This is a genomic window from Streptomyces sp. NPDC002790, assembly GCF_040295505.1.
In the GTDB taxonomy this organism is placed as follows: Bacteria; Actinomycetota; Actinomycetes; order Streptomycetales; family Streptomycetaceae; genus Streptomyces.
Genome location: NZ_JBEOVM010000054.1, coordinates 15,809 through 33,970 on the forward strand (window position 1 = coordinate 15,809; position 18,162 = coordinate 33,970).

Genomic DNA, 18,162 nt, shown 5'->3' on the forward strand with positions numbered 1-18,162 from the left:
CACTGACATCGCCCGTCCGCCCGCCCGTCGCGTCGTGTTTCTTCAAGCCGGGCGGGCCGTGCGCTCGTAGCGTCGAAGTATGGACATGAACGAGAAGCAGACGCAGAACCAGACACAGACCAAGCCCCTTGGCGCGCTGCTCGCCGCGGCCGTCTCGCGCGCCGTTCCCGTCGTCGCCGGGATCGGGGACAAGGCCCTCGACGCCCCCACGCCGTGCGCGAACTACGACGTGCGGGCGCTGGCCAACCACCTGTTCCACGTCGTCGTCGAGTTCCAGAAGCTCGCGGTGAAGCAGGATTCCGATTTCACGGCGCCGCCGGATTACGTGGCGGAGGCCGACTGGCGGGAGCGGTTCGCGCGTGAGGCGCAGGCGCTGGTCGAGGCCTGGTCCACGCCCGGGGCCGAGGAGGGGACGACCGGGGCGCTGAACATGCCCGCGCGGACCGTGGGCGGGATGGCGCTGCTGGATCTGACCGCCCACGCGTGGGATCTGGCGCGGGCGACCGGTCAGGAGTACGGGGCCGATCCGGCGGTGGTGTCGGAGCTCACAGCGGTGGTGGAGCAGCTGGCGCCGACGGGCCGGGAGATGGGGGCGTTCGGGGCGGCGGTGCCGGTGGGCGCGGACGCGGATCCGCTCGCGCGCATGCTGGCCGCCACGGGCCGGGACCCGTACGGGGAATAGCGTGCGGGCGCGCACCGTTCCGGAGGTATAGTTGAAGCGTCAACAACCTGCGGAAGGTGAGCAAGGTGAGCACGATGCAGTTCGGGATCTTCACCGTCGGTGATGTCACGCCCGACCCGACGACCGGCCGAGCCCCGAGCGAGCACGAGCGGATCAAGGCCATGCTCGCCATCGCGCGCAAGGCGGAAGAGGTCGGCCTCGACGTCTTCGCGACCGGTGAGCACCACAACCCGCCGTTCGTCCCGTCCTCGCCGACGACGATGCTCGGCCACATCGCGGCGAGCACGGAGAACCTGATCCTCTCCACGTCCACGACGCTGATCACCACGAACGACCCGGTGAAGATCGCCGAGGACTTCGCGATGCTCCAGCACGTCGCGGACGGCCGGGTCGACGTGATGATGGGCCGCGGCAACACCGGGCCGGTCTACCCGTGGTTCGGCAAGGACATCCGCGACGGCATCGACCTCGCCATCGAGAACTACGCGCTGCTGCGCCGCCTCTGGGACGAGGACGTCGTCACCTGGAAGGGCAAGTTCCGCACGCCGCTCCAGTCCTTCACGTCCACGCCCCGCCCGATGGACGGCGTCGCGCCCTTCGTGTGGCACGGCTCCATCCGCTCGCCGGAGATCGCCGAGCAGGCCGCGTACTACGGCGACGGCTTCTTCCACAACCACATCTTCTGGCCGGCCTCCCACACCAAGCAGATGGTGAACCTGTACCGGCAGCGCTACGCCCACTACGGGCACGGCACGCCGGAGCAGGCCATCGTCGGCCTCGGCGGCCAGGTGTTCATGCGGCGCAACTCCCAGGACGCGGTACGGGAGTTCCGCCCGTACTTCGACAACGCGCCGGTGTACGGCCACGGCCCCTCCCTGGAGGAGTTCACCTCGCAGACCCCGCTGACGGTCGGCTCGCCGCAGGAGGTCATCGAGCGGACGCTGTCCTTCCGGGACTACGTGGGTGACTACCAGCGCCAGCTGTTCCTCATGGACCACGCCGGGCTGCCGCTCAAGACGGTCCTGGAGCAGCTCGACCTGCTGGGCGAGGAGGTCGTGCCGGTGCTGCGCAAGGAGTTCGCGAACAAGCGTCCTGCGAACGTGCCGGACGCGCCCACGCACGCGGCGCGGGTCGCGGCGAAGGGGGTCGACCGGGTATGAAGCTCGTCGTCGTGTCGGCGGGGCTGAGTGCCCCGTCGTCCACCCGGCTGCTCGCCGATCGGCTGGCCGCCGCGACCGTGGAGCGGGTGGACGCCGAGGTCGAGGTGCTCGAACTGCGTGACTACGCCACGGAGATCGCTCAGCACTTCGTCACCGGGTTCCCGCCTGTTCGGCTGGCCGCCGCGCTGGACGCGGTGGCGGCGGCGGACGGTCTGATCGCGGTCTCGCCGGTCTTCTCGGCGTCGTACAGCGGGCTGTTCAAGTCGTTCTTCGATCTGATCGACAAGGATGCGTTGACCGGGAAGCCGGTGCTTGTCGGGGCGACGGGGGGTACGGCGCGGCACTCCCTGGTCACGGAGCATGCGCTGCGTCCACTGTTCACGTACCTGCGGTCGATCGTCCTTCCTACGGCGGTCTATGCGGCGTCGGAGGACTGGGGTGAGGAGGGGCTCGCGGGTCGGGTCGCCCGTGCGGGTGGGGAGTTGGCGGGGTTGATGGGGTCTTCCGCGGAGGCCCCTGACGTGGACACAGCCCCGGCGATCGCGCCCCGCGCTCTGCATGGCGCGATCACCTCGGTCGACCCGGACGACGGCTTCGAGGTCGTCCCCTTCGCGGAGCGCCTGGAGGGGCTACGGGTTGGCTGACCCGTTGTCTCCCCCACCCCACCCCTTCCCGAAAGCCCTGCCGGGCGGGCCTGCTCAATCGCCGCAGGGGCTGTAAGCGGCCCTGCCGGGTGGGTCTGCTCAATCGCCGCAGGGGCTGTAAGCGGCCCTGCCGGGTGGGCCTGCTCAATCGCCGCAGGGGCTTGATAGATCAAGCTCCTGCGGCAAAATCAAGCCCCGCCGGCGATTGAGGCGCGGGGTCCGGGGCGGAGCCCCGTGGCCTTGGGGTGCGGGGTCGCTCGTTCACTGTCCCGGGTGGCGGAGCCGGCGGAGCTTCTGCCACGCCCGGCGCCGCCGAGTCGCAGAGAGGTCCGCGAAGAGCGCCGCGTACCGGGCCACGATCGGCTCCGGGTCGTACCGGTGCGCGGAGGCAATCGCCGCCGCCCCCATCTTCCGCCGGGCCGGCTCGTCCTCGATGAGGTCCATGACCGTCTCGGCGAGCGCACTCGCGTTGCCCACGGGCACGAGCCGCCCGTCCACCCCGTCCGTGATGATCTCGGCGGGGCCGAGCGGCGCGTCCGTACTGACCACCGGCACCCCGCACCGCATCGCCTCCACCAGCGTCATCCCGAAGGACTCCGCGTCGGAGGCGCTCACCACGATCGACGCCCGCGCGAACTCCGGCTCGATCGGCGACACCGTCCCCATGAGCCGGGCCCGGCCGCCGAGACCGAGCTCGTCCACGAGGGCCCGCAGCTGCGGTTCCCGCCGGCCGCCGCCGTAGATCCGCAGTTCCCAGTCCGGATGCTTCGCCGACACCGCGCCAAAGGCCTCCAGGAGGAGGTCGTAGCGCTTTCCGGGGGTGAGCCTGCCGGCCGCGGCGATGATCTTCGAGCTGCCGTCCGAGGGCGGCACATCGGCCGGCGGCACGATGTTCGGCACGGAGAGGATCCGCACGCCGGGCAGCCGCATCTTGGCCCGGTACACCTCCGCGTCCTCCTCCGTGACCGTGACCAGCGCGTCCAGCGCCCGGTAGCGCCTGGCGAGCGTCTTGAGCAGCCGGCCGCTGTGCGCGTCGTGCCGCAGGTGTTCCTGCGCGATCCGCAGCGCCCGCTTCGGCCCCCACTGGGCGAGGTAGACATTGAGGCCGGGCCGCGTCCCGATGACGACGTCGGCCTCGCAGCGCTCCTCCAGGTACTCGCGTACGCGCAGGTCGTGCAGCAGCGTGTACTGGTGGTGGCGTTTGTCGGTGGCGGGGTAGACCCGGGCCCGCTTCCCGTACGCGGGGTGGAGCCTGTCGGGCGACCCGGCGTGCAGGTCCACCAGGGGTACGAGGGTGATCCGCGGGTCGACGGGGAACCGAGGGGCCTCCCGGTGCCGGGAGAGCGACACGATCTCCACGTCGTGGCCGCCGTGCTCGATGAGCGCGGCGGCGAGGTTGAGCGTGGTGCGCGCCGTGCCGCCGACGGCGTACACGTTGTGCAGCAGGAACGCGATCTTCATGTGGGCATGTGTTCCCCGGAAGGCGCGCGCCGCGGGTGAGATCCGGGGAAGAAGCCCTTCGGCCGACCACCGAACAGGCGACCCGCCGCCGCACCGGACCCGACCGGGGCGCCCGCCGGGCAGGTCGCGCGGCGCCCTGTTGCGCGGGCGCCCCGGCCGACATTATGAGGGCATGCGCTTCTCGGTCAACATTCCGAACTTCGGTGACTTCGCCGACGCCCGCACCGTCGCCCGCACGGCCGTCGCGGCCGAACAGGCGGGCTGGGACGGCCTGTTGGTGTGGGATCACGTCGTGCACGACAAGAAGGTGCAGCGCGGCAAGCCCTTCGGCGACCCCTGGATGCTGCTGACGGCGGCGGCCCTGGCCACGTCCCGACTCAGGGTCGGCACGCTCGTCACGGCGGTGCCCCGCTATCGACCCGAGCAACTCGCCCGGCAGGTGGCCACGTTGGACGCGTTGAGCGGTGGCCGTGTCGTGTTCGGCGCCGGTCTCGGCGGCCCCGCCGGCGACGAGTACGGGAGCTTCGGCGACACCGTCGACCGGACCGTGCACGCCGAACGCCTCGACGAAGGGCTGGACTTGCTCGCCCGGTACTGGTCGGGCGCCGAGGTGGACCACGACGGCGCCCACTTCCGCGTACAGGAGACGCAGCTGCTGCCCGCGACCGTGCAGCAGCCCCGGCCGCCCGTCTGGATCGGCGGCTTCTGGCCCGCCCGGCGGCCGATGCGCCGGGCGGCCCGCTGGGACGGCGCGGCCCCGTTGTTCGCCGACGCCCTGCACGGTGTGCCGCCGCGCCCGGACCGGTTCGCGGAGGTCGTCCGTTACGTGAACGAGCACCGGGAGTCCGCCCAGGGCCCCTTCGAGTTCGTCGTCGGCGGGCTCACGCCGCCCGGCAAGGCGGCCGCGCTCGACATCGTGGGACCGCTGGCCGACGCGGGGGCGACCTGGTGGGACGAGCGGCAGTTGCAGACGGGCGGGAAGATCGACTCGTACGAGGCGGTGCTGCGGCGGATCGAGGCGGGACCGCCAGAGCTGTAGAGGCCGGCTACGGCCACACCAGGCAGTACGCCTGATGTCCCGCATCGTGCAGGCGGTGGCTGAAGTCCTGCCACTCGTGCAGCAGTTGGTACACGTTGAACGCGTCGCGCGGGCCGCCGCGGTCGGGGACCGTGGACCAGATGAACGCCGCGGCGCCGACGGACTCCTCGCCGACCCCGCGCAGCGGGTCGACGACCGTCATGGGGAGCTTGACCACCGCGTAGTCGGGGTGGAGGACGACGAGTTCCAGGGGCGGAACCTTGTGCAGGGGTATGCCCTCTATGCCGGTGAGGACCATCGCGGCCACCGTCTCCGGCTTGATCTTGGTGAACATGCCGCCCATGCCCAACTCGTCACCGCCGAGCTCCTCGGGGCGCATGGAGATCGGGACGCGGGCTGCCGTGGCGCCGTCGGGCGCGCCGAAGTATTTGTACGTCACCCCCACCCGGCCACCATTCCCGATGTCCCCGTCCCTGATGTCCCTGGCCGCTATGCCCTCTACGTCCTCTTCGCGCCGGTGCTTCCCCCGCCGGGCACGCCGGGGGCCGAGGTCACCGGTCCCCTCGCCCAGTCCGCCACCGCGATGCATATCTCCACCCGACTGCTGTTCCCCAGGGCGCGCAAGCCCCTTTTGTAGGCCGCGCGACCGCCTGCGCGCAACCCGATCATCGTGTCAGTGACCTCCCCCACGGTCCCCAGCCGAAACGTGTCGGCAGAGTGTGGCGCCAGGCAGAGTCTAGGTCGCCACGGGTCCGCGCGCCGGGGCGCGCGAGGGTGGGCCGTACGCTGAGAGGTATGGCAGAGGCGAACAACACTCCCTATCCCTATGAGGCACCCGCGTCGCAGGGGCTTTTCGACCGAGCGGAAGCGGTCACGCCCGGTGGCGTGAACTCGCCCGTGCGCGCGTTCCGCGCGGTGGGCGGAACGCCCCGGTTCATGGTGTCCGGTGACGGTCCGTATCTCACCGATGCCGACGGGCGCGAGTACGTCGACCTCGTGTGCTCGTGGGGGCCGATGATCCTCGGCCATTCCCACCCCGAGGTCATCGCGGCCGTGCAGGAGGCCGTCTCGCGCGGCACCTCCTTCGGTACGCCGGGCGCGGGTGAGGTCGAGCTGGCCGAGGAGATCGTCGAGCGGATCGACCCCGTCGAGCAGGTGCGCCTCGTGTCCTCCGGCACCGAGGCGACGATGTCCGCGATCCGGCTCGCCCGTGGCTTCACCGGCCGGGCGAAGGTCGTCAAGTTCGCCGGCTGCTACCACGGGCACGTCGACGCGCTGCTCGCCGCCGCCGGGTCCGGCGTCGCCACGCTGGGCCTGCCGGACACCCCGGGTGTCACGGGTGCGCAGGCCGGCGACACGATCGTCCTGCCGTACAACGACATCGACGCCGTGCGCGCCGCGTTCGCCGCGCACCCCGGCGAGATCGCCTGCGTCATCACGGAGGCCTCGCCCGGCAACATGGGCGTCGTGCCGCCGAAGGCGGGCTTCAATCAGGGGCTCAAGGACGTGTGCGCCGAGAACGGCGCGCTGTTCGTCTCCGACGAGGTGATGACCGGCTTCCGTACGTCGAAGGCCGGCTGGTTCGGCGTCGACGGTGTCGTCCCCGACCTGATGACGTTCGGCAAGGTCATGGGCGGTGGCTTCCCCGCCGCCGCGTTCGGTGGCCGCGCCGATGTCATGGCGCACCTCGCCCCCGCCGGTCCCGTCTACCAGGCGGGCACGCTGTCCGGTAACCCCGTCGCCACCGCCGCGGGCGTCGCCCAGCTGCGGCTGCTCGACGACGCGGCGTACGCGAAGGTGAACGCGACGAGCGAGCAGCTGCGTTCGCTGGTCTCGCAGGCGCTCACCAAGGAAGGTGTCGCGCACCGCGTGCAGAACGCCTCCAACATGTTCACCGTGTTCTTCACGGAGAACGAGGTCACCAACTACGAGGACGCGAAGGGGCAGGACGCCTTCCGCTTCGGCCCGTTCTTCCACTCGATGCTGGAGCAGGGCGTGTACCTGCCGCCGTCGGCCTTCGAGTCCTGGTTCGTCTCGACCGCCCACGACGAGCGGGCGATCGCGCGCATCGAGGCCGCGCTGCCGGCCGCCGCCCGCGCCGCCGCGAAGGCCACGGCATGAGCGCCCCGAAGTCCGGCGACGACATCACGGTCGTCCATCTGATGCGCCACGGCGAGGTGCACAACCCGGACGGGATCCTGTACGGGCGCCTGCCCGACTACCACCTCTCCGAGCTCGGCCGCCGGATGGCCGACCGGGTCGCCGAGCACCTCTCCGGGCGCGACATCACGCACGTCGTGGCGTCCCCGCTGGACCGGGCGCAGGAGACGGCGACGCCGATCGCGAAGGCGCACGGCCTCGACCTGGACGGCGACGAACGGCTCATCGAGGCGGGCAACGTCTTCCAGGGCAAGACCTTCGGCGTCGGCGACGGCGCGCTGAAGAACCCGGAGAACTGGAAGCACCTGGTCAACCCGTTCAAGCCATCCTGGGGCGAGCCGTACATCGACCAGGTCGTGCGGATGATGGGCGCGCTCGATGCGGCGAAGGACGCGGCGCGCGGGCACGAGGCGGTGTGCGTCAGCCACCAGCTGCCCATCTGGATCGTGCGGAGTTACGTCGAGAAGCGGCGCCTGTGGCACGACCCGCGCAAGCGGCAGTGCACGCTGGCCTCGCTGACGACGTTCACGTACCAGGGCGACAAGATCGTGTCCGTGGGCTACACCGAGCCCGCCATCGACCTCGTCCCGGCTCATCTGCGGGCGGGAGTCAAGCCGGTGAAGGGCAAGGACAAGGCCTTCGGCGCCTGATCCCAACAGGCCCGTCCCGCATCCCTCCAAGGGCTGCGGGACGTTCCTCGCAAACCCCTTCTGAAGTGGGCTTTTCCCGGCGTGAGGGGGGTGCGGAAGATCCCCTAAACAGACATGCGAAACTTTTCACATGAGTGCCGCCTCCCGCACCCCCCGCACCACCGCGACGAAGCGCCGCGCCGCCAAGCTGACCGTTGGAGCCGCTGTCGCGGCCCTCGCGCTGACGGCCTGCGGCTCCGGCGGTACGTCGGGCGGCGGCAACAACACCAACTTCGTCTCCGGGTCCGGCGGCATCGCCACCGTCAAGAAGGGCGAGCGGCACGACGCCCCCTCCCTGACGGGCAAGGACCTCGAGGACAAGCAGCTCGACATGTCCGACTACAAGGGCAAGGTCGTCGTCCTCAACGTGTGGGGCTCCTGGTGCCCGCCGTGCCGCGCCGAGGCCCCGAACTTCGTGAAGGTCGCCAAGGACACCGAGAAGCAGGGCGTCCAGTTCCTCGGCATCAACACCCGGGACCCCAGCACCAGCCCGGCCCAGAAGTTCGAGGAGTCCTACGGGGTCCCGTACCCGAGCTATTACGACCCGACGGGCCGACTGCTCCTCAAGTTCGAGAAGGGCACACTCAACCCGCAGGCCATCCCCTCGACGATCGTCGTCGACCGCGAGGGCAAGATCGCCGCGCGTTCGCTCAAGCCACTCAGCGAGAAGGCCCTGCGCAAGATGGTCGCGCCGGTCGTCGCGGAGAAGTGAGCGAAGGTGAGCTCCTCCCTCGTCACACTCGCCGCCGGTGACACGGTCACGGACGGCGCGCTGCTCCTGGCCGTGCCGGTCGCCCTCCTCGGCGGCCTCGTCTCCTTCTTCTCCCCGTGCGTGCTGCCCCTCGTACCCGGCTATCTGTCGTACGTGACCGGCATCACCGGCACCGACCTCATGGAGCAGCGGCGGGGCCGGATGGCGGCGGGCGCCAGCCTGTTCGTCCTCGGGTTCACCGCCGTCTTCGTCTCCGGCGGCGCGCTGTTCGGCTTCTTCGGGCAGACGCTCCAGGAGTACCAGGGGGTGCTGAGCAAGGTGCTCGGCGTCCTCATGATCCTCATGGGCGTCTTCTTCATGGGCTTCATGCCCTGGGTGACGCAGCGGGAGATCCGCTTCCACAAGAAGCCCGCCGCCGGGCTCGCCGGAGCCCCGATACTCGGCGCGCTGTTCGGCATCGGCTGGACCCCCTGCATCGGCCCGACCCTCGCCTCCGTGATCGGCCTCTCCTCGGTGCAGAGCACCGCCGGCCGCGGGGCCATACTGACCATCGCGTACTGCCTCGGTCTCGGCCTGCCCTTTGTGCTCGCCGCGATCGCCTTCCGCAAGGCGCTCGGCGCGTTCGGCTGGGTCAAGCAGCACTACACGTGGGTGATGCGCATCGGCGGCATCATGATGATCCTGACCGGAGTTCTTCTGCTCACGGGCGCGTGGGACGCCCTCGTGGGGCAGATGCGGACCTGGTCCACCGGCTTCCAGGTGGGAATCTGATCCATGAGCAACACGACCGACGACGCGCGGAGCGGTGGCGACCCCACTGAGCTCGAAGCCGCGTCATCCCAACTGAGCACCGCTCCACAAGAGGACCGGTCGCCCACCCTGCCGAGGCTCGGTGTCATCGGCTGGGTCCGCTGGTTCTGGCGGCAGCTCACCTCGATGCGGGTCGCCCTGATCCTGCTGTTCCTGCTCTCCCTCGGCGCCATCCCCGGCTCCCTGATTCCGCAGGAGGGCACGGACCCGACCAAGGTCGCCGACTTCCGCGAGGCCCACGGGACGCTCGCGTCGGTCTACGACAAGATCGGCTTCTTCCACGTCTACGGCTCGGTGTGGTTCTCCGCGATCTACCTGCTGCTTTTCATCTCCCTCATCGGCTGCATCGTGCCGCGCACCTGGCAGTTCGTCGGGCAGCTGCGCGGCCGCCCGCCGGGCGCGCCCAAGCGGCTCGGCCGGCTGCCCGCGTACGCGACGTGGCGCACCGAGGCGGACCCCGAGCAGGTGCGCACCGCCGCCCTCGCGATGATGAAGAAGCGCCGCTACCGGGCGCACGTGGCGGGGACCGCGGTCGCCGCCGAGAAGGGGTACCTGCGTGAGGTCGGCAACCTCGCCTTCCACATCGCGCTGATCGTGCTGCTGATCTCCTTCGCCTGGGGCCAGCTGTTCAAGTTCGAGGGCGGCAAGCTCGTCACCGAGGGCGACGGGTTCGCCAACACCCTCACCCAGTACGACGACTTCCAGTCCGGCAACCTCTTCGACAGCGACCACGACCTGTCGCCGTTCAGCTTCACCCTCGACAAGTTCACGGCCACGTACGAGCGCACGGGTCCCGAGAAGGGCACCCCGCGCACGTTCCGCGCGAACGTCAGCTACACCGAGGGCTCCGGCGACAAGACGAAGAAGGCGAAGATCGAGTCCAACAAGCCGCTGGACATCGACGGAACCAAGATCTTCCTCAACGGGCATGGCTACGCGGTCCCCGTCACGGTCCGCGACGGCAAGGGCAAGGTCGTCTCGAAGCAGACCGTGCCGATGCTGCCGATCGACTCCAACCTCTCCTCGCAGGGCGCCATCAAGGTGATGGACGGCTACAGCGACGCCAAGGGCAAGAAGGAACAGCTGGGCTTCGCGGCCTGGTTCGTGCCGTCGTTCGCGGGTGCGGGCAAGGGCACGATGCTCTCCCAGTTCCCCGGGCTCGACTTCCCCGTCCTCGCGCTGAACGCGACGCACGGCGACCTCGGCGTGGACGCGGGCCTTCCGCAGAACGTGTACCAGCTGGACACCTCGCACATGAAGGCCTTCAAGGACTCCAAGGGCAAGGCGCTCAAGCAGCGGCTGCTGCCCGGCGAGACGATGAAGCTGCCGAACGGGGCGGGTTCCATCACGTTCGACAAGGACATCAAGGAATGGGTCACCTTCCAGATCTCCCACCAGCCCGGTGACACCTGGGCACTCGGCGGCGCCGTCGCCGCGATCTTCGGCCTGGCCGGCTCCCTGTTCATTCAGCGCCGCCGCGTCTGGGTGCGTGCCGTCGAGGGCCCCGACGGTGTGACCGTCGTCGAACTGGCGGGCCTCGGCCGCAGCGAGTCCGCGAAGCTGCCGGAGGAGCTCGGCTCCTTGGTCGAGCAGCTGCACAGCGAGGCGCCGAGCGCGCCCGCCCCCAGTGAACCCACAGTAACCTCCGCATCAACCACCGCTGTTCCTGCCGCCGAAGGGGCTGAGAAGTGACTCTCGCCGCCGCAGTCAACGAGAACCTGGCTCACACCAGTAACGTCCTCATCTACTCGTCGATGGCCGTGTACCTGCTCGCGTTCTTCGCGAACATGGCCGAGTGGATCTTCGGTAGCCGCAGCAAGGTCGGCCGAACGGCCGCCGCGCTGACCGGCAACGCCGAGGAGAAGGCCGCCGCGCCCGCGGTCACGGTCAAGAAGAAGGGCGGCACCGCCGTCCTGGAGCGGCCGAAGGTCGTGACGCGGGCCGCGGCCGGCGCGCGGGACGTGCCGGACGGCCCCGGCGCCGCGGCCGGTGACGTACAGGGCGACCTGTACGGGCGCATCGCCATCTCCCTCACGGCGCTCGGCTTCCTCATCGAGCTCGGCGGTGTGCTCACGCGCGCGCTCTCGGTGGAGCGGGCCCCGTGGGGCAACATGTACGAGTTCAGCATCACCTTCTCCACCGTCGCGGTGGCGATCTATCTGGTGCTGCTCGCGCTGAAGAAGAACGTGCGCTGGCTCGGCCTGCCCCTGGTCATCACGGTCCTGCTCGACCTCGGCCTCGCGACCACCGTGCTGTACACGTCCAGCGACCAGCTGGTGCCGGCGCTGCACTCGTACTGGCTGTACATCCACGTCTCGACGGCGATCTTCTGCGGCGCGGTCTTCTACGTCGGCGCGGTCGGCACGATCCTGTACCTCTTCAAGGACTCGTACGAGAACAAGCTGGCGTCCGGCGGCCAGCCGGGCCGGTTCGCGACGTCCATCATGGAGCGGCTGCCCGCCTCGCAGTCCTTGGACAAGTTCTCCTACCGCGTGAACGCGGCCGTCTTCCCGCTGTGGACGTTCACGATCATCGCGGGCGCCATCTGGGCGGGCGACGCGTGGGGCCGCTACTGGGGCTGGGACCCCAAGGAGACCTGGTCGTTCATCACCTGGGTCGCCTACGCGGCGTACCTGCACGCCCGCGCGACCGCCGGCTGGAAGGGCCGCAAGGCCGCCTACCTGGCGCTGATCGCCTTCGGCTGCTGGATCTTCAACTACTACGGCGTCAACATCTTCGTCACGGGCAAGCACTCGTACGCCGGGGTGTAATCCGCCTCGGCGCAGTGGTGAAGGGCCGGTCCTGCGGGGCCGGCCTTTCGCGTACGCGGGTAGCGGCCGGTCAAGGGCCCAGCGAGCGCCAGATCCGCTCCGACAGGACGCGCGCGGCCTGGTCGAGGTCGGTCTCGTGCGTCCCGGCGAGCCAGCCGCGCGCGAGGCCGACGACGGGGCCGAGCACCAGCGCCTCGATGAGCGGCTCGGGCAGCGGTGCGACCGCACCGGAGTCGACGTGCTGCCGCATCCACACGGTGAGCGGGGAGAGCCGGGCCTCCTGCGCGTCGCGCAACTGGCGGGCCTGCGCCATCCCGAGCCGGTCGGCGTACGAGGAGTGCAACAGGCGGGAGGCGTCGGGGTGTTCGCGGATGAAGCGCAGATACGTCTCGACGATCGCGCGGATTCCCGTGCGCGGCGTGCGGGAGCGTTCGAGGGCCGCGGTGAGTTCCTCGAGGAGCCGGCCGAGCCAGCGCAGCAACAGCGCCTGCATCAGCCCGTCGACGCTGCCGAAGTGGTGGTACAGGCTGCCGGGACTGGCCCCGCCCGTGCGCGTCAGGGAGCTGACGGTGATGCCCTGCTCGCCCGCGTCCGCGTAGACGCGCAGTGCGGCATCGAGGAGGCGGTCGACGGTTTCCGTGCCGCGCAGTTGCTTGGGGCTCATGTCGACGACCAGCCTAAGGCACCGTCGGGGCTGTGTTTCTATAGTGAATTTCTAGAAATTCACTCCAGTTCAGTATGGTGCTGAGCCACACTGATCTCCGCGAACGGCCCGAGGGGGGCACCTCAGGTGCGGGGGCGTCGAGCGGCACAGGGGACCGCTCGACGTCCCCCAGCCATGGCTCACTCCCCGATGTCTTCGTGCCACAGCTCCGGCTTCGCCGCGATGAACTCCGACATCATCGTCACGCACTCGGGGTCGTCCAGGACCACGATCTCCACGCCCTGCTCGGCGAGCCACTCGTGTCCGCCGTGGAAGGTGTGCGCCTCGCCGAGGATCACGCGCGAGATGCCGAACTGCCGTACCAGGCCCGAGCAGTACCAGCAGGGGCTGAGCGTGGTCACCATCGTGGTGCCCTTGTACGTGCGCTGCCGGCCCGCCCTGCGGAAGGCGTCGGTCTCCCCGTGTGCGGACGGGTCGGCGTCCTGCACGCGCCGGTTGTGGCCGCGGCCGAGCACCTTGCCTTCGGCGGAGTACAGGGCGGCGCCGATCGGGATGCCCCCTTCGGCGAGGCTGTCCCTCGCCTCCTCCACGGCGGTGGCGAGCCAGGTGCGGGCGAGGTCGAGATCCATGGTGCTCATTCGTCCTTTTTGTCGTCGTCCCTCAGGGACCGCAGGAACTCGGGGTTGTCGTCGGGCGCGACGAACCGCGCGCTGCCGCCGCCCGCCGGAGCGCGGCGCGGCCTGCCCGCCAGGAACCAGGCGATCGGGCCGAGGAGCACCTGGCCGAAGAGCAGGATGATGAAGACCCAGGCCAGCTTGGGCAGGCCCCGCACCTCTTTCTCCGGGGTGTTCAGGCAGTCGATGAACGCGTAGATCCAGAGCGCCAGGACCAGCAGGAACGGCAAGTAGCGCAGCATGGTGTCGCGATCCCCCAAGGAGCGGAACGGGGCACATCGGGCCCCCGGTGACCGGGCCAGCGTAACCGGTGCCCGATACTGGAACGCATGGCTTACGACGATCTTCGCTCCCTGCTCAGGGCTCTGGAGCGCGAAGGCGACCTGAAGCGCATCAAGGCCGAGGTCGACCCGCACCTGGAGGTCGGTGAGATCGTCGACCGGGTGAACAAGGCCGGCGGCCCCGCCCTCCTCTTCGAGAACGTGAAGGGCGCGTCGATGCCCCTCGCGATGAACGTGTACGGCACCGACCGCCGGCTCCTCAAGGCGCTCGGCCTCACGTCGTACAACGACATCAGCGACAAGATCGGCGGCCTGCTGAAGCCGGAGCTGCCGCAGGGCTTCGTCGGCATCCGCGAGGCGTTCGGCAAGCTCGGCGCGATGACGCACGTACCGCCGAAGAAGGTGAAGTCGGACGCCGCCCCCGTGCAGGAGGTGGTGCTGCACGGCGAGGACGTCGACCTCGACAAGCTGCCCGCGCTGTTCACCTGGCCCGAGGACGGCGGCTCCTTCTTCAACCTGGGGCTCACCCACACCAAGGACCCGGAGACGGGCGTCCGCAACCTCGGGCTCTACCGCCTTCAGCGCCACGACAAGCGCACCATCGGCATGCACTGGCAGATCCACAAGGACAGCCGGAACCACTACCAGGTGGCCGCCCGCAAGGGCGAGAAGCTCCCGGTCGCGATCGCCTTCGGCTGCCCGCCGGCGGTCACGTACGCGTCGTCGGCGCCGCTGCCCGGCGACATGGACGAGTACATGCTGGCCGGGTTCATCCAGGGCAAGCGCGTCGAGATGGTCGACTGCAAGACGGTGCCGCTCCAGGTCCCGGCCAACGCCGAGGTCGTCATCGAGGGCTGGCTGGAGCCGGGCGAGATGCTCCCTGAGGGCCCCTTCGGCGACCACACCGGTTTCTACACGCCGCAGGAGCCGTTCCCGGCGCTGAAGATCGACTGCGTGACGATGCGGAAGCGCCCGCTGATCCAGTCGATCGTGGTGGGGCGCCCGCCGACGGAGGACGGTCCGCTGGGCCGCGCCACGGAGCGCTTCTTCCTCCCCCTGCTCAAGGTGATCGTCCCGGACATCGTCGACTACCACCTGCCGGAGTCCGGTGGCTTCCACAACTGCGCGATCGTCTCGATCGACAAGAAGTACCCGAAGCACGCCCAGAAGGTGATGAGCGCGATCTGGGGCGCGCACATGATGTCGCTGACGAAGCTCATCGTCGTCGTCGACTCCGATTGCGACGTCCACGACCTTCATGAAGTCTCGTGGCGAGCCCTCGGCAACACCGACTACGCCCGGGACCTGACCGTGGCCGAAGGCCCGGTCGACCACCTCGACCACGCCTCGTACCAGCAGTTCTGGGGCGGTAAGGCGGGCATCGACGCGACGAAGAAGTGGCCCGAGGAGGGCTACACGAGGGACGGAGGCTGGCCCGAGATGGTCGTCTCCGACCCCCGTACGGCGGCCCTGGTGGACCGCCGTTGGAAGGAGTACGGACTCTAGTGACCAGCGCTTCAGCAGCAATCCCGCAGCAGCCGGGACGGACCAAGGCGTTTCTGCGCCTGGTCATGATCGAGCACTCGGTCTTCGCGCTGCCCTTCGCGTACATCGCCGCCCTGACGGCGATGTTCCAGCTGGACGAGAACATCCACTGGGGGCGCCTGCTCCTGGTCACCATCGCGATGGTCGGCCTGCGGACGTTCGCGATGGCGGCGAACCGGATCATCGACCGGGAGATCGACGCCCGCAATCCGCGCACCGCGCACCGCGAGTTGGTCACCGGCGCGATGTCGGTGAAGACCGCGTGGACCGGCGCGCTGGTCGCCGTCGTCGTCTTCCTCGGCGCGGCGGCGCTCCTCAACCCGCTCTGCCTGGCGCTGGCGCCCATCGCGGTGATCCCGATGGTGGTCTACCCGTACGGCAAGCGGTTCACGAACTTCCCGCAGGCGATCCTCGGCCTCGCCCAGGCGATGGGCCCGATCGGCGCGTGGATCGCGATCACGGGGGAGTGGTCCTGGACCGCTGTCATCCTCGGCCTCGCCGTCGGCATCTGGATCGGCGGCTTCGACCTGATCTACGCATGTCAGGACGTGGAGACGGACCGCGAGGTCGGCGTGAAGTCGGTCCCGGCCCGCTTCGGCATCCCGGGAGCGATCTGGGGCGCGCGGGTCTGCCACACCCTCACGACCGCCCTGTTCGTCTGGTACGCCCTGGCCACGGACGCGGGCACCTTCTTCTGGGTCGGCCTCGTGATCGTCGCGGGCGCCTTCCTCTACGAGCACACGATCGTGAAGCCCCGCGACCTGTCCCGCCTCAACCGGGCGTTCTTCCAGGTCAACGGCTTCATCGGCATCGCACTCTTCGCGTGCGCGCTGCTGGATCTGCTCGTGCGGGGACTGACGGTCTAGGACCGACAGGCCCTAGAACGAGCCCTGGGCCGACGGGCGGCGGCGGAAGAGGAACGCCGCCGCCACCCCCGCGGCGAGGCCGATCAGGTGGCCCTGCCAGCTCACGCCGTCGTTCGTGGGGGAGAGGCCCGCCAGGAACGACGTGCCCCAGTACGCGGCTATGAGGACGCCGACGACGATGCCGAGCGGCCGGCGCTCCACGAAACCGGACAGGACGACGAAGGCGAACAGGCCGAAGATGAGGCCCGACGCACCCGCCGTGTTCGTGTGCGCCGGGGCCACCAGCCACACCCCGAGCCCGTCCGCCACGATGATCAGGGCGCAGGCCAGGAAGAAGCGGCGCAGGCCGCCGAGCGCCGCGACGAAGCCGAGGACCAGCAGGGGTATCGAGTTCGCCGCGACATGCGCGAAGCCGAAGTGGATGAAGGACGCCGGTACGACGTCGATCAGCTCGGAGGCCTCGCGCGGCTGAATGCCGAAGGTGTCCAACGCCTGCCCCGATGCCGCGTCGACCACCTCGATGAGCCAGAGCAGCGCCACCCAGGCGAGCATCACCTTGCCCGCCGCCAGCGCCCGCCCGCGCGTCGGCCGCCGCGGCACCGCCGCCGCGCCCGATCCGTCCTCGTACGTCATCCCAGCCCCCGCCCGTCATGGAAAGAACGCTCGTCGCCCCTGCGCAAGTTCCCCTCCGGGGCCGACGGATAGGCTCGTGGTGTGGAGCACGTGAAAGCAAGCAGCCGCACGCCCTGGGTCGTCGGGGTGTCCGGAGCGTCAGGTACCCCGTACGCCGCTTCCGTGCTGCGCGCCCTGCTCGCGGCCGGCGAATCCGTGGACCTCGTCGTCTCACGGGCCTCGCGGCTCACGCTGCTCGACGAGACGGGGATCCCGCTCCGGGACGCGCACTGGCGCGAGGACCTGGCGCAGTGGCTGGCGCGCGGCGCCGACGGCAAGCCCGACACGTTCGGTGACATCGGACTCGACGACGTGCGGTACTGGCCCGCCGGTGATCTCGCGGCCGGCCCGTCCTCCGGCTCGTACCCGGTCAAGGGCATGATCATCGTGCCCGCTTCGACGGCGTGCGTGGCCGGTGTCGCGCTCGGGCTCTCGAAGGATCTGCTGCAACGCGCGGCCAGTGTGACGCTCAAGGAACGGCGGCCGCTGATCGTCGCCGTACGGGAAACGCCGCTGAACGGGCAGACGCTCAAGCACCTGGTGTCGCTCGACGAGGCGGGCGCCGTGGTGCTGCCCGCGTCACCGGCGTTCTACGCGGGGGCGACGCACATCCAGGATCTCGTGGACTTCGTCGCGGGGCGGACGCTCGACGCGGCGGGAGTGCCGCACACGCTGTACCGCCGGTGGGAGGGCGAGCTCGGGGGAGGCTCCCGTGCAGCCGAGTGACGCGGACGTGATGCGTGGACTTTAGATTTTGCGATGATAAACCCTAGCGCGCCTTCGATTGTACGCGTAAGATCACGTCAACGCTGAACAATGAAAGGCAATGGACCTTATGGACGCCGTGGACAGGCAGCTCATCCAGGCCCTGCGTGAGAACGGCCGCGCCTCGTATGCGGAGTTGGGCCGGCTTGTCGGCCTGTCCGGACCCAGTGTCACGGACCGCATCAACCGCCTCGAGGCGGCCGGGGTGATCACCGGCTACCGCGCCACCGTCGACTCCGCCTCGCTCGGCCTCGGTGTCACCGCCCTCATCGGCATCTCGCTCTCCGACGCGGCCGACCACGAGGACGTGGCGCACCGCCTGCGCGATCTGCACGAGATCGAGGACTGCTGGTTCATCGCGGGCGACGACTCGTACATGCTGAAGGTCCGCGCGGGTGACGTGGACAGCCTGGAGCGGACGATCCGTCGCCTCAGCGGTACGAAGGGCGTGTCCCGGACGCGCACCACGATCATTCTCTCCACGAAGTGGGAGAACCGGGTGGGGGAGCTCCCCGAAGAGGTGTGACCCGAAGAGGTGTGAGGGGACGGGCCCTGCCGGGGCCTGTC

Annotated in this window: 20 protein-coding genes; 14 read left to right on the plus strand and 6 right to left on the minus strand. The window is 69.8% G+C overall.

The features are described 5' to 3' along the window. The first annotated feature begins 79 nt into the window (after window positions 1-79). The 3 genes from ABT004_RS22610 to ABT004_RS22620 all read left to right on the plus strand — a co-directional run bounded on the left by ABT004_RS22610 (window position 80) and on the right by ABT004_RS22620 (window position 2,486). Window positions 80-682: a TIGR03086 family metal-binding protein gene (locus tag ABT004_RS22610; protein WP_351339761.1), complete on the plus strand. Its 603-nt coding sequence runs from the start codon at window positions 80-82 to the stop codon at window positions 680-682. Between the two features lie 74 nt (window positions 683-756). Next, complete coding sequence (locus tag ABT004_RS22615; RefSeq protein ID WP_351339821.1) at window positions 757-1,842, plus strand: LLM class flavin-dependent oxidoreductase; 1,086 nt, start codon at window positions 757-759, stop codon at window positions 1,840-1,842. After that, window positions 1,839-2,486 carry a CE1759 family FMN reductase gene (locus ABT004_RS22620; RefSeq protein WP_351339763.1) on the plus strand — a complete coding sequence of 216 codons (648 nt, stop codon included), beginning with the start codon at window positions 1,839-1,841 and terminating at the stop codon, window positions 2,484-2,486. The genes ABT004_RS22615 and ABT004_RS22620 overlap by 4 nt, the downstream gene beginning before the upstream one ends. Before the next feature lie 261 nt (window positions 2,487-2,747). Here ABT004_RS22620 and ABT004_RS22625 read toward each other — a convergent pair whose 3' ends face one another. Next, entirely contained in the window at window positions 2,748-3,947 is a 1,200-nt protein-coding gene (locus tag ABT004_RS22625; RefSeq protein WP_351339766.1) for a glycosyltransferase family 4 protein, read from the minus strand. 172 nt (window positions 3,948-4,119) lie between these two features. Here ABT004_RS22625 and ABT004_RS22630 point away from each other — a divergent pair, with 172 nt between their 5' ends. Then, window positions 4,120-4,986: an LLM class flavin-dependent oxidoreductase gene (locus ABT004_RS22630; RefSeq protein ID WP_351339768.1), complete on the plus strand. Its 867-nt coding sequence runs from the start codon at window positions 4,120-4,122 to the stop codon at window positions 4,984-4,986. A gap of 7 nt (window positions 4,987-4,993) precedes the next feature. Here ABT004_RS22630 and ABT004_RS22635 read toward each other — a convergent pair whose 3' ends face one another. Next, window positions 4,994-5,575, minus strand: a complete 582-nt coding sequence (locus ABT004_RS22635; protein WP_351339769.1) for a hypothetical protein — start codon at window positions 5,573-5,575, stop codon at window positions 4,994-4,996. A 206-nt stretch (window positions 5,576-5,781) separates the two neighbouring features. Between ABT004_RS22635 and hemL the strand changes: the two genes are divergently transcribed. The 6 genes from hemL (at window position 5,782) to ccsB (ending at window position 12,128) form a co-directional block, all read left to right on the plus strand. Beyond that, window positions 5,782-7,107: a glutamate-1-semialdehyde 2,1-aminomutase gene (hemL, locus tag ABT004_RS22640; RefSeq protein ID WP_351339772.1), complete on the plus strand. Its 1,326-nt coding sequence runs from the start codon at window positions 5,782-5,784 to the stop codon at window positions 7,105-7,107. Continuing rightward, a complete protein-coding gene (locus tag ABT004_RS22645; RefSeq protein WP_351339774.1) occupies window positions 7,104-7,796 on the plus strand; it encodes a histidine phosphatase family protein in 693 nt (230 codons plus the stop codon). Before hemL ends, ABT004_RS22645 begins: the two co-directional genes overlap by 4 nt. Before the next feature lie 130 nt (window positions 7,797-7,926). Further along, a complete protein-coding gene (locus ABT004_RS22650) occupies window positions 7,927-8,547 on the plus strand; it encodes a TlpA family protein disulfide reductase (protein WP_351339777.1) in 621 nt (206 codons plus the stop codon). Between the two features lie 6 nt (window positions 8,548-8,553). Beyond that, a complete protein-coding gene (locus ABT004_RS22655) occupies window positions 8,554-9,318 on the plus strand; it encodes a cytochrome c biogenesis CcdA family protein (protein WP_351339780.1) in 765 nt (254 codons plus the stop codon). A 3-nt stretch (window positions 9,319-9,321) separates the two neighbouring features. After that, the gene (gene resB / locus ABT004_RS22660) at window positions 9,322-11,049 is read left to right on the plus strand and encodes a cytochrome c biogenesis protein ResB (protein WP_351339782.1); all 1,728 of its coding nucleotides are present in this window, start codon (window positions 9,322-9,324) and stop codon (window positions 11,047-11,049) included. Continuing rightward, window positions 11,046-12,128 carry a c-type cytochrome biogenesis protein CcsB gene (ccsB, locus tag ABT004_RS22665; RefSeq protein WP_351339785.1) on the plus strand — a complete coding sequence of 361 codons (1,083 nt, stop codon included), beginning with the start codon at window positions 11,046-11,048 and terminating at the stop codon, window positions 12,126-12,128. The genes resB and ccsB overlap by 4 nt, the downstream gene beginning before the upstream one ends. A 70-nt stretch (window positions 12,129-12,198) precedes the next feature. Here the strand turns inward: ccsB and ABT004_RS22670 are convergent, their stop codons facing one another. The 3 genes from ABT004_RS22670 to ABT004_RS22680 form a co-directional block, all read right to left on the minus strand. Beyond that, entirely contained in the window at window positions 12,199-12,792 is a 594-nt protein-coding gene (locus ABT004_RS22670) for a TetR/AcrR family transcriptional regulator (RefSeq protein WP_351339786.1), read from the minus strand. A gap of 179 nt (window positions 12,793-12,971) precedes the next feature. Continuing rightward, window positions 12,972-13,421, minus strand: a complete 450-nt coding sequence (locus tag ABT004_RS22675) for a nucleoside deaminase (RefSeq protein ID WP_351339823.1) — start codon at window positions 13,419-13,421, stop codon at window positions 12,972-12,974. 5 nt (window positions 13,422-13,426) lie between these two features. Then, a complete protein-coding gene (locus ABT004_RS22680) occupies window positions 13,427-13,708 on the minus strand; it encodes a PLD nuclease N-terminal domain-containing protein (RefSeq protein ID WP_351339789.1) in 282 nt (93 codons plus the stop codon). Window positions 13,709-13,795: 87 nt separating this feature from the next. Between ABT004_RS22680 and ABT004_RS22685 the strand changes: the two genes are divergently transcribed. Then, window positions 13,796-15,253, plus strand: coding sequence for a menaquinone biosynthesis decarboxylase (locus ABT004_RS22685; RefSeq protein ID WP_351339792.1), 1,458 nt, complete (start codon window positions 13,796-13,798; stop codon window positions 15,251-15,253). Continuing rightward, window positions 15,253-16,158, plus strand: coding sequence for a menaquinone biosynthesis prenyltransferase MqnP (mqnP, locus tag ABT004_RS22690; RefSeq protein ID WP_351339795.1), 906 nt, complete (start codon window positions 15,253-15,255; stop codon window positions 16,156-16,158). Before ABT004_RS22685 ends, mqnP begins: the two co-directional genes overlap by 1 nt. 12 nt (window positions 16,159-16,170) lie before the next feature. Here mqnP and ABT004_RS22695 read toward each other — a convergent pair whose 3' ends face one another. Beyond that, the gene (locus ABT004_RS22695) at window positions 16,171-16,791 is read right to left on the minus strand and encodes a rhomboid family intramembrane serine protease (RefSeq protein ID WP_351339797.1); all 621 of its coding nucleotides are present in this window, start codon (window positions 16,789-16,791) and stop codon (window positions 16,171-16,173) included. A gap of 81 nt (window positions 16,792-16,872) precedes the next feature. On the opposite strand from ABT004_RS22695, the gene ABT004_RS22700 reads away from it, so the two are divergent. Both ABT004_RS22700 and ABT004_RS22705 read left to right on the plus strand, forming a co-directional pair. Continuing rightward, a complete protein-coding gene (locus ABT004_RS22700) occupies window positions 16,873-17,556 on the plus strand; it encodes a UbiX family flavin prenyltransferase (RefSeq protein WP_351339800.1) in 684 nt (227 codons plus the stop codon). 109 nt (window positions 17,557-17,665) lie between these two features. Further along, a complete protein-coding gene (locus ABT004_RS22705) occupies window positions 17,666-18,121 on the plus strand; it encodes an Lrp/AsnC family transcriptional regulator (protein WP_266712846.1) in 456 nt (151 codons plus the stop codon). Window positions 18,122-18,162 lie beyond the last annotated feature (41 nt).

Excerpts from the sequence above, each read along its gene's own strand:
- ABT004_RS22610 (WP_351339761.1), top strand. The coding sequence starts at position 80 with ATGGACATGAACGAGAAGCAGACGCAGAACCAGACACAGACCAAGCCC.
- ABT004_RS22615 (WP_351339821.1), top strand. The coding sequence starts at position 757 with ATGCAGTTCGGGATCTTCACCGTCGGTGATGTCACGCCCGACCCGACG.
- ABT004_RS22620 (WP_351339763.1), top strand. The coding sequence starts at position 1,839 with ATGAAGCTCGTCGTCGTGTCGGCGGGGCTGAGTGCCCCGTCGTCCACC.
- ABT004_RS22625 (WP_351339766.1), bottom strand. The coding sequence starts at position 3,947 with ATGAAGATCGCGTTCCTGCTGCACAACGTGTACGCCGTCGGCGGCACG.
- ABT004_RS22630 (WP_351339768.1), top strand. The coding sequence starts at position 4,120 with ATGCGCTTCTCGGTCAACATTCCGAACTTCGGTGACTTCGCCGACGCC.
- ABT004_RS22635 (WP_351339769.1), bottom strand. The coding sequence starts at position 5,575 with ATGCATCGCGGTGGCGGACTGGGCGAGGGGACCGGTGACCTCGGCCCC.
- hemL (WP_351339772.1), top strand. The coding sequence starts at position 5,782 with ATGGCAGAGGCGAACAACACTCCCTATCCCTATGAGGCACCCGCGTCG.
- ABT004_RS22645 (WP_351339774.1), top strand. The coding sequence starts at position 7,104 with ATGAGCGCCCCGAAGTCCGGCGACGACATCACGGTCGTCCATCTGATG.
- ABT004_RS22650 (WP_351339777.1), top strand. The coding sequence starts at position 7,927 with ATGAGTGCCGCCTCCCGCACCCCCCGCACCACCGCGACGAAGCGCCGC.
- resB (WP_351339782.1), top strand. The coding sequence starts at position 9,322 with ATGAGCAACACGACCGACGACGCGCGGAGCGGTGGCGACCCCACTGAG.
- ABT004_RS22670 (WP_351339786.1), bottom strand. The coding sequence starts at position 12,792 with ATGAGCCCCAAGCAACTGCGCGGCACGGAAACCGTCGACCGCCTCCTC.
- ABT004_RS22675 (WP_351339823.1), bottom strand. The coding sequence starts at position 13,421 with ATGGATCTCGACCTCGCCCGCACCTGGCTCGCCACCGCCGTGGAGGAG.
- ABT004_RS22680 (WP_351339789.1), bottom strand. The coding sequence starts at position 13,708 with ATGCTGCGCTACTTGCCGTTCCTGCTGGTCCTGGCGCTCTGGATCTAC.
- ABT004_RS22685 (WP_351339792.1), top strand. The coding sequence starts at position 13,796 with ATGGCTTACGACGATCTTCGCTCCCTGCTCAGGGCTCTGGAGCGCGAA.
- ABT004_RS22695 (WP_351339797.1), bottom strand. The coding sequence starts at position 16,791 with ATGACGTACGAGGACGGATCGGGCGCGGCGGCGGTGCCGCGGCGGCCG.
- ABT004_RS22705 (WP_266712846.1), top strand. The coding sequence starts at position 17,666 with ATGGACGCCGTGGACAGGCAGCTCATCCAGGCCCTGCGTGAGAACGGC.